8 protein-coding genes are annotated in these 9680 nt (G+C 64.0%); 6 read left to right on the top strand and 2 right to left on the bottom strand.

All coding sequences use genetic code 11. The annotated features are described in order from the left end of the window. Nucleotides 1–402: 402 nt before the first annotated feature. Nucleotides 403–1506 carry a hypothetical protein gene (locus tag MOV74_RS21300; protein WP_246926351.1) on the bottom strand — a complete coding sequence of 368 codons (1104 nt, stop codon included), beginning with the start codon at nucleotides 1504–1506 and terminating at the stop codon, nucleotides 403–405. Between the two features lie 527 nt (nucleotides 1507–2033). Here MOV74_RS21300 and MOV74_RS21295 point away from each other — a divergent pair. The 4 genes from MOV74_RS21295 (at nucleotide 2034) to MOV74_RS21280 (ending at nucleotide 6755) form a co-directional block, all read left to right on the top strand. Next, nucleotides 2034–3623 carry an ABC transporter ATP-binding protein gene (locus MOV74_RS21295; RefSeq protein ID WP_404979157.1) on the top strand — a complete coding sequence of 530 codons (1590 nt, stop codon included), beginning with the start codon at nucleotides 2034–2036 and terminating at the stop codon, nucleotides 3621–3623. Further along, complete coding sequence (locus MOV74_RS21290) at nucleotides 3607–4698, top strand: ABC transporter permease (RefSeq protein ID WP_246926346.1); 1092 nt, start codon at nucleotides 3607–3609, stop codon at nucleotides 4696–4698. Before MOV74_RS21295 ends, MOV74_RS21290 begins: the two co-directional genes overlap by 17 nt. Then, a complete protein-coding gene (locus tag MOV74_RS21285; protein ID WP_246926343.1) occupies nucleotides 4685–5602 on the top strand; it encodes an ABC transporter permease in 918 nt (305 codons plus the stop codon). The genes MOV74_RS21290 and MOV74_RS21285 overlap by 14 nt, the downstream gene beginning before the upstream one ends. Before the next feature lie 76 nt (nucleotides 5603–5678). Next, nucleotides 5679–6755, top strand: coding sequence for a BMP family ABC transporter substrate-binding protein (locus MOV74_RS21280; RefSeq protein WP_246926341.1), 1077 nt, complete (start codon nucleotides 5679–5681; stop codon nucleotides 6753–6755). Between the two features lie 109 nt (nucleotides 6756–6864). Here MOV74_RS21280 and MOV74_RS21275 read toward each other — a convergent pair whose 3' ends face one another. Next, nucleotides 6865–8214, bottom strand: coding sequence for an 8-oxoguanine deaminase (locus MOV74_RS21275; RefSeq protein WP_246926340.1), 1350 nt, complete (start codon nucleotides 8212–8214; stop codon nucleotides 6865–6867). A gap of 147 nt (nucleotides 8215–8361) precedes the next feature. On the opposite strand from MOV74_RS21275, the gene MOV74_RS21270 reads away from it, so the two are divergent. Both MOV74_RS21270 and MOV74_RS21265 read left to right on the top strand, forming a co-directional pair. After that, nucleotides 8362–9189 (top strand): FAD binding domain-containing protein, encoded by an 828-nt coding sequence (locus MOV74_RS21270; protein ID WP_246926338.1) that lies wholly within the window; start codon nucleotides 8362–8364, stop codon nucleotides 9187–9189. Next, nucleotides 9186–9680, top strand: a 495-nt coding sequence (locus tag MOV74_RS21265; RefSeq protein ID WP_246926337.1) for a (2Fe-2S)-binding protein, incomplete at its 3' end; no start/stop codon positions are given. The genes MOV74_RS21270 and MOV74_RS21265, both read left to right, overlap by 4 nt.

Below are 9680 nucleotides of genomic sequence, written 5' to 3'. Positions count from 1 at the left end.
GCACAGATCGTGGTATGCTTGGCCATCTTCGTCGATCCCTCCCTTGTTATGCGAACCTAAAGTTCGTTCAACCATTCGGGTCCCGATGAAGTGCCGATCGCGATCTTGCTACGTCTGACAGCCCTCAAGGCTTCGGTGGGCTCCGATCCGATCGAACGGCGACCCAGCTCGGGCGGCCACCCGGGCTGGGCCATTCCTCACGGAACGGCTCAATATAATCGATCGCCCTAATACAAGGGTGGGCAAAGGCGCATTTGCGCCGTGCCCACCATCTATCCCAACATCGCAGCAGATATGGTGGGCACGCTTCGCTCTGCCCACCCAACGAGAGCACTCTTGGCAAACGCGAACGGCGCCGCGCATTTTCCACGCGGCGCCATCGACCTTTGAGACCTCAACCGGTCAGAACTTCACGCTGATACCGGAATAGAGCGAGGATTCGGTGCAGGCCCCGGTGCTCACCGTCCGGCCACCGACGGCCGTGGTACAGCCGACGGCGAGGTTGTGATCGAGACCGAACTTGTTCTGCCAGTAGCGGTACGCCACCCAAACGTCCACGAAGTGGGAGTACTTGTCACCCCAGGCCGCCTTCGAGGCGTCGAAGGTCAGGCGGATCGGCTCCGAATTCAGCTCCACCGCTGTGTTGTAGACTCCGTTCGCCGGACTGTAGGGAAGCGGTTCGGTGTCGGTGCCCTTCTTGCCGTACCAGCCGGCGCGGCCGCTGATCGAGAAATACTGCATGTTCGGCGGCAGGAAGCCGAGGTCCATGTAGTAATTGACTTCAACCGCCCAGGTTGGCTTGAACGACGTATTGCCGTCCGCAAGACACGTGACGCCGGGAACGCCCGGACCGAACAATCCGCACTGGCTGAAGGAATTGTGGTTGGCGAACTCCCAATAGACCAGCGGCGCGACGTTGATGTAGCCCTTGTAGGGCAGATCGAACGCAAACTGCAGACCGCCGACGACGTCGCGCTTGGCGGCGCCGAAATACCTGTTTTCGGTATTGGCATCCATGCCGACCTCGAACGAGATGTTGTGCAGCGGCCCCGCACTGAAAGCCTTGGTGTTGAAGAGCTCATTCCAGCCGAATGTCGAGCGGAACAGGCCGTAGATCTCCGTTGCCCCGGCGCACGATGCCGGCGCGCCGAAGATCGTGCCCGCGTTGGTGCAGGGCCCGGCCGGGTCGTTTTGATCGGACTTGAACATCGAGATGGTGAAGAAGTTCGTGCCATACGCCCAGGCGTCAAAGTGGGTGAACGAATAGACCTGCTTGGTGGTCTTGCTGTTGATCGACCCATCCGGCCGGAACGACCACGCACCGGGCTGAGAGGCGTTGAAGATGTACGAGAACGTGACGCGGTTATCGATCACCAGGAAGAACGGAAGGTCCAGCGCCTTCTTGGCCGCTTTGACCGGCAGATCCGCCGCCTGAGCCAAGCCACCATTGGCCAGCGTAGCAAGTGACAGCGCCGCTGCTGCCACTGCCTTGAAACGAAACGACATCCTGAATACCCCCGAGTTTGCACACGTCAATGAACGCCCCTGGGTGCGACACTTGCGCCGATCTCCCGGAGTGAGAAGCCTCAACTTTTTTCAAGGCATGCCGCTTGTTTCGGCACGAGGCGGCGTTTCATCGTGGGATTTGGAGGGTTTTTGCGCGTCACCATCACCGGGCATACGGCCGGGCGAGGCCGTCTATTGCCGGACATTCCTGTTTGATTTCCCTTTGTCTTTTATCCCGAGCGGATCCTGCGGCAGCGACGGTCGGGAGCCGATGCAGGGGCGAACCGCAATGCATGGGCGTGGTGGCGCAACTTTGCTCACCGTGACATTACGTCTGCATAGCGGGTTCCGATTTGGCTTGGACCGTCACAAATCTGCAACAGCCGCTCGCGGTAAGGCGTGTCTTCGCCCGGGCGAGAACAGCGAGCCGCTGATACCACCCGCCTGCCGAAGCGTTGAGCAAGGGATGACGCATTTTCACATCTTACGCCGGGGTCCAAACTGGCCCACTATTGGGGCACTTCACCATGCAAGCGCATCAGCGAATGTTGGATTCGACATTTGACGGCCTGAATTCCGGCGAGTCCCCGCTGCTGCGGACGATCGGACTCACCAAACGCTATGGCGATTTCCTCGCCAACGATTCCATCGACATCGACATCCGGCCGAACGAAATCCACGCGCTCCTCGGCGAGAACGGCGCCGGCAAGTCGACGCTGGTCAAGGCGATCTACGGACTGATCCAGCCCAGCGCCGGCGAGATTCGCTGGCATGGCCAACCTGTCGTGCTGTCCGGCCCCTCGGAAGCACGCAGCCGCGGCATCGGCATGGTGTTCCAGCACTTCTCGCTGTTCGACAATCTCACCGTCGCCGAGAACGTCGCGCTCGGTCTCGACGGACGGGAGTCCTTCAAGGACATGTCGGCGCGGCTTGAGCAGGTGTCGAAGATCTATGGCCTGCCGCTCGATCCCCGGCGCGAGGTCTGGCAATTGTCGGTCGGCGAGCGTCAGCGTATCGAGATCGTCCGCGCATTGATGCAGGATCCCAAATTCCTGATCCTCGACGAGCCCACCGCCGTCTTGACACCGCAGGAAGCCGATCAGCTCTTCATCGTGCTGGAGCGGCTCAAGGCCGAAGGCCGCGCCATCCTCTACATCAGCCACAAGCTCGAGGAGGTGAAGCGGCTCTGCGACACCGCCACGATCCTGCGCGGCGGCAGGAAGGTCGCGACCTGCAATCCAAGGCTCGAGACCGCCGCCTCGCTCGCACGCATGATGGTCGGCGGCGAGATCAGGGAAGTGAAGGCCGCATCGGCCCGGAAGACCACCGTGCCGCGGCTCGTCGTCAACGATCTTTCACTCGCACCAAGCGAGACGCATGGCGTACGGCTCGATCACATCTCGTTCGAGCTGAAGGGCGGCGAGATCCTCGGCATCGCCGGCGTGGCCGGCAACGGCCAGGATGAGCTGTTCGCCGCGCTCTCCGGTGAACGGCTCACGAAGGATCCCGGCACCATCGTGATCGAAGGCATCGCCGCCGGCCACCTCTCGATCACGCAGCGGCGCAAGCTAGGTGCCGCCTTCGTGCCCGAGGAGCGGCTCGGCCACGGCACCGCGCCGCGCATGAAGCTGTCGGAGAACGCGCTGCTCACCGGTCATGCGGCCAGTGGCATGGTCCATCGCGGCTTCATCGATACCGCCGCCACGCTGAAGACCGTCGACCGCGCGACCGAGACGTTCGACGTGCGCAAGGCCAAGCGCGATCCGGAAGCGGCATCCCTCTCCGGCGGCAATTTGCAAAAGTTCATCGTGGGACGCGAGATCCTGCGCAACCCCGCGGTGCTGGTGGTGAGCCAGCCGACCTGGGGCGTCGATGCCGGCGCCGCTGCCGTCATTCGACAGGCGCTGCTTGATCTCGCAACCGCAGGCGCCGCGGTGCTTGTGACCAGCCAGGATCTGGACGAGCTCTCGGAGATCGCCGACCGCATCGCGGTCATGTTCCACGGCAAGCTGTCTTCGCCACTCGCCACGAGCGAGGCGAGCCGCGAAAAGCTCGGCCTGCTCATGGGCGGCAGCAGCCTGGAGCCGAAGGAGGCCGCGCATGCAGTTGGTGCTTGAGAGGCGCGCCGAGCGCTCGGGCACGATCGCGCTGGTCTCGCCGCTGATTGCGATCGGCCTCACCATCGTGACCATGGTCATCCTGTTCGCGATCCTCGGCAAGAATCCGCTGCTCGCCTTGCACGCCTATTTCATCGCGCCCTTGACCGACGGCTATTCGCTCCAGGAGATCGCGGTGAAGGCGACGCCGCTGGTGATGATCGCGATCGGGCTGTCGCTCTGCTATCTCGCCAATGCCTGGAACATTGGCGCCGAGGGACAATTCCTGATCGGTGCCGTCGCCGGAAGCTGGATCGCGGTGAAGACTCAAGGCACCGACGCAGGCGCCTGGGTGCTGCCGGCGATGCTCGTGCTGGCTGCCGCCGCAGGTGCGCTCTATGCCCTGATCCCGGCAATCTGCAAGGTGAAGTTCGGCGCCAGCGAGATCCTGACCAGCCTGATGCTGGTCTATGTCGCCGACCTCTTCCTCGACTATCTCGTGCGCGGGCCCTGGCGCGATCCGCACGGCTTCAACTTCCCGACCACGGCCGAGTTCGATCCGGTTGCGACGGTGCCGCTGCTGATCGAAGGCGGCCGGCTGCATCTCGGCTCGATCATCGCCCTGCTCGTCGTCGCGGCAGCGGCGATCCTGCTCGCTTGCACCATCAAGGGGTTCGAGATCCGCGTCGTCGGCGCCGCGCCCCGTGCCGCAAGGTTCGGCGGCTTCAACGCCAATCAGCTGATCATCCTGACCTTCGCGGTGTCAGGGGCGCTGGCGGGTCTTGCCGGCATCATCGAGGTCGCGGGGCCCGTCGGACATCTCCAGCCCGGCATCTCACCCGGCTACGGTTTTACTGCGATCATCGTTGCCTTCCTCGGTCGGCTGAACCCGCTTGGAATATTAATTGCAGGCCTTTTCCTTGCCCTGACCTTTATCGGCGGCGAGCAGGCCCAGATCGCGATGAAGATCCCGTTGGACGTCACCAAGGTGTTTCAGGGCATTTTGCTGTTCTACGTGCTCGCCTGCGATTCCCTCATCCTCTATCGCTTCAAGCTGGTGTCCTCGAACCGACAGGTGCCTCGTGGAGCTGGTTGAGGCCATCATCCTCGCGGTGCTCGCCGCCTCGACGCCACTGCTGATCGCCGCGACCGGCGAGCTCGTGACCGAGCGCTCCGGCGTGCTCAACCTCGGTGTCGAAGGCATGATGATCGTCGGTGCGGCCTGCGGCTTTGCCGGCGCCTGGCTGACTGGATCGATCTTCATTGGCGCGCTGTTCGGCATCGTCGCGGGCACGATGATGTCGCTGATCTTCGCGTTGATGGCCCTCGGGCTCGCCGTCAACCAGGTCGCGACGGGTCTCGCGCTGACCATCCTCGGCGTCGGGCTGTCCGGACTGATCGGCGCCGGCTTCGTCGGCGAGCGCATCACGCCTGCAGTGCATCTCTCCATTCCAGGCCTCACCGACATCCCGCTGGTCGGCCGCGTGCTGTTCGGCGAGGACGGCTTCGTCTATTTCTCCATTGCACTCGTTATCGGGGTCTGGTGGTTCCTGTACCGCACGCGGGCGGGATTGATCCTGCGCGCCTGCGGCGACAATCACGTTTCCGCGCATGCGCTCGGCTATCCCGTGCTGCGCATCCGCACCCTCGCCGTGATGTTCGGCGGCGCCTGCGCCGGCCTCGCCGGCGCCTACCTGCCGCTCGCCTATACGCCGTTCTTCATCCCCGGCATGACGGCGGGCCGCGGCTGGATCGCGCTGGCGCTGGTGGTGTTCTCGTCCTGGCGGCCGGGCCGGCTCGTGGTCGGCGCCTACCTGTTCGGCGCGGTGACGATCCTGCAATTGCACGCCCAAGGCTGGGGCATCGGCATTCCCTCGCAATTCATGTCGGCACTGCCGTATCTCGCGACGATCATCGTTCTGGTTCTGCTCTCCCGCGCGCGCAGCGGCGGCTCGACCGCACCGGCCGCGCTCGGCACCGTGTTCGTACCCGACCGCTGAATTCATTTCCGCAACGCGCGCGATGGGGCGCACGCGTTGCGGATCGTGGCTTTCCCCTGATGTTTGGAGATCGATGATGAGGAAATCACTTCTTGCGCTGGCTACCGGGCTCTTGCTCTCCGGAAGCGTCGGTGCAGCCTCCGCCGCCGACAAGCTGAAGGTCGGCTTCATCTATCTGGGTCCGATCGGAGATCTCGGCTGGACCTATCAGCACGATCTCGCGCGCCAGGCGCTGGTGAAGGAATTGGGTGACAAGATCGAGACCACCTATCTCGAGAACGTGCCCGAAGGCCCCGACGCCGAGCGCTCCATCGAGCAGCTCGTCCGCGCCGGCAACAAGCTGATCTTCACGACCTCGTTCGGCTACATGGACCCGACGCTGAAGGTCGCCAAGAAGTATCCGAACGTGCATTTCGAGCACGCCACCGGCTACAAGCGTAACCCGAACATGTCGACCTATTCGGCCAAATGGTTTCAGGGCCGCTACATTCAAGGCCTGATCGCGGCCAAGATGTCGAAGTCGGGCGTGCTCGGTTATATCGGCTCGTTCCCGATTCCGGAGGTCGTCTCCGGCATCAACGCGACGATGCTGGCGGCGCAGAGCGTCAATCCTAATATCAAGGTCAAGATCATCTGGGCCAACACCTGGTTCGACCCAGGCAAGGAGGCCGACGCCGCCAAGGCGCTGATCGACCAGGGCGCCGACGTGATCATGCAGCACACGGATTCGCCCGCAGCGATGCAGATTGCCAGCGAACGCGGCAAGCTCGCCTTCGGCCAGGATTCCGAGATGATCAAGTTCGGGCCGAAGACCCAGCTGACCTCGATCCTCGACACCTGGGGGCCCTACTACATCGAGCGCGTCAAGGCGGAGCTCGCCGGAACCTGGAAGTCCGAGGACAGCTGGGGTGGCCTCGACAGCCACATGTTCGCGATGGCGCCCTATACCAACATGCCCGACGACGTGAAAAAAATGGCTGAGGATGCCCAGGCCGCGATCACCGCGGGCAAGCTGCACCCGTTCAAATGCCCGATCGTTGGGCAGGACGGCAAGCCGGTCGAGTGCAAAGGTGGCGATCACCTCGACGACGGCCAGATCCTCGGCATGAATTTCTACGTCAAGGGCATCGACGACAAGCTGCCGGGCAAGTAGCACGCTTCTTGCTTTAGCCAAATCACCTGCTCCTCCCGGAGGAGGTTCGGAGGGGGTGGCCAGAAGCACCCGGCACTTGTGGTCGCCCCCTCTTTCAGTTTCCGTGCCCCTATCCGGCCTGCATGGCCCGCGCCGCCGAGCTGTGGCGGCGGATGAGGCCGGCGACATCGAGGCCAGGGATCGCGCCGTCGATCACGGTCCATCGTCCGGCCACCATCACCCGGTCGGCACGATGCGCCCCGCATAGCACCAGGGCGGCCAGCGGATCGCCGTGACCGGAAAAGCGCAGCTCGTCGAGCTTGAACAGCGCGAGATCGGCGGCCTTGCCGACCGCGATCTCGCCGAGTTCGGGACGGCCGACGCAGGCCGCCGAGCCCTTGGTCGCCCAGCGCAGCGCATCCTTGTGGCTGACTTTCGTTACGCCATAGCGGGCCCGTTGCAGTAGGAACGCAGCCCGTATCTCCTGCATCAGGTTCGAGCCGTCATTCGAAGCCGACCCATCGACACCGATCCCGATCCCGACCCCGGCCTCCTCCATCTCGCAGACCGGGCAGCAGCCGGACGCCAGTAGCTGATTGCTGCACGCGCAATGACTGATGGTCGTCCTTGCCTTGCCGAGCCGCTTCATCTCGTCGGCGTTGAAAAAGATGCCATGGGCCAGCCACGTGCGCGCATTGAGCCAGCCGCATTGTTCGAGATAGTCGAGCGGGCGGCAGCCATACATCTGCTCGCAGAATTTGTTCTCGTCCTCGGTCTCGGCGAGATGGGTATGGAGGCGCACGTCGAGTTTTTCAGCGAGATCGGCCGTGGCGCGCATCAGCGACGTCGTCACCGAAAAGGGCGAGCACGGCGCCAGCGCAATCTGCACCATCGCATCCGCGCCGCGCTGGTGATGCTTCGCCACCACGCGCGCGCTGTCGGCGAGGATCGTGTCCTCGTCCTGCACCACGCTGTCAGGCGGCAGGCCGCCGTCGCGCTGCGACAGGTTCATCGAGCCGCGCGTCAGCAGCACGCGCATTCCGAGCCGCTTTGCAACGCCAACCTCGATATCGACGGCGTCTTCGAGCCCCGCGGGGAAGACGTAGTGATGATCCGTCGTGGTGGTGCAGCCGGAGAGCAGCAGCTCGGACATCGCAACGGTGACGCCGAGTTCCAGCGCTTCAGGCGTTAGCCTTGCCCACACCGGATAGAGTGCCTGGAGCCAGGGGAACAGCTCGCGGTCCATCGCCGCCGGGAGCGCCCGCGTCAGCGTCTGGTAGAAGTGGTGATGGGTGTTGATCAGGCCCGGCAGCACGACGTGTTCGCCCGCATCGAACACAGAGACATCAGCGGTCGCAGGCGTGGTGCCGGCCGGCACCAGCTCGACGATCCGGCCGTCCTTCACCACCACCCCGCGCTCGGCACCGTCCGCGAGGATGGCCAGGGGATTCCTGATCCAGATCGGCATTGAATCGCTCATGATCCCGCTTTCTCCTCACATCCGCTGACGGCAGGCCGCAAGGCGGAGGACGACTGCGTCCTTGCTCCGACTTCTTCTTGCGACTTGGCTCCCGTCTTGCAACACTTTCTCCTGGACGATTCACCCGACGGAAGCGCTGGCGCAGCCATGGATTTGAATACCATCACAGCGGTCGCCCGTCCGCAAACGCGCACGCAGCTGCCGGTTTGGACGGCAGGCGATGCCTGGCTCGCGGGTGGCACCTGGCTGTTCTCGGAGCCGCAAACGCAGCTGACGCGGCTGATCGATCTCACCGATTTGAAATGGCCGGCGCTGACGATCACCGAGAGCCATCTCTCGATTGCCGCCACCTGCACCATCGCAGAACTCGATGGTCTCACCTGCCCGTCCGACTGGCTCGCCGCGCCGCTGATCAACCAGTGCTGCCGCGCCTTTCTTGCCTCGTTCAAGATCTGGAGGACCGCGACCGTCGGCGGCAATCTCTGCATGTCGCTGCCGGCGGGACCGATGATCTCGCTCACCTCCGCGCTCGACGGCGTCTGCACCATCTGGAAGGCCGGCGGCGGTGAACAGAGGATTCCTGTGGTCGATTTCGTCACCGGCAACCAGCGCAATCGGCTGGCGCCGGGCGACCTGGTTCGCCAGATCGATATTCCAATTGCCGCTTTGAAGCGCCGCACCGCCTTTCGCCAGATCTCGCTGGCGCCGGTCGGCCGCTCGGCGGCGCTCCTCATCGGCAGCCTTGATACCGATGGCACCCTGACGCTCACCGTCACCGCTTCGACGGTGCGGCCGATCCGGCTGTCGTTTCCCAAGCCGCCCGACGCGAGGACGCTTCGCGACGCGATCGCGCAGCAGATTACGGATGATCTGTACCACACCGACATCCACGGCCAGCCGCTCTGGCGCAAGCACATGACGCTGCGGCTCGGCGAAGAGATTCGCGGCGAACTCCTGGCCGGAGGGCCGTCATGAGCTTCGAGGTCAACGGCAAGTCGTTTGCGCAGGCGCCGCGCGCCGGCCAATGCCTGCGCACATTCTTGCGCGAGCTCGGCCATTTCGGCGTGAAAAAGGGCTGCGATGCCGGCGACTGTGGCGCCTGCACCGTGCTGCTCGACGGCGAGCCGGTGCATAGCTGCCTGATCCCGGCGTTCCGGGCCGAAGGACGCACAGTGACCACGATCGAAGGTCTTGGCGGAGAGAGTGGCACGCATCCGATGCAGCAGGCCTTCCTCGATGCGCAGGGCTTTCAATGTGGCTTCTGCACCGCCGGCATGATCCTGACCTGCGCCTCGCTGAACCAGGCGCAACGCACCGATCTAGGCGCGGCGTTGAAGGGCAATATCTGCCGCTGCACCGGCTATCGCGCGATCGAGGATGCACTGCTCGGCAAGTCCAATGTCGAGGCGAGCGTCGAGGCCGGCGCCGCGTTCGGCCGCAGCCTGCCGGCACCGGCGGGGCCCGAC

The organism is Bradyrhizobium sp. SHOUNA76, from assembly GCF_023006445.1.
Lineage (GTDB): Bacteria > Pseudomonadota > Alphaproteobacteria > Rhizobiales > Xanthobacteraceae > Bradyrhizobium.
The sequence above is the reverse complement of the archived record's forward strand: the minus strand, read 5'-3'. Positions and strand labels throughout refer to the sequence as shown.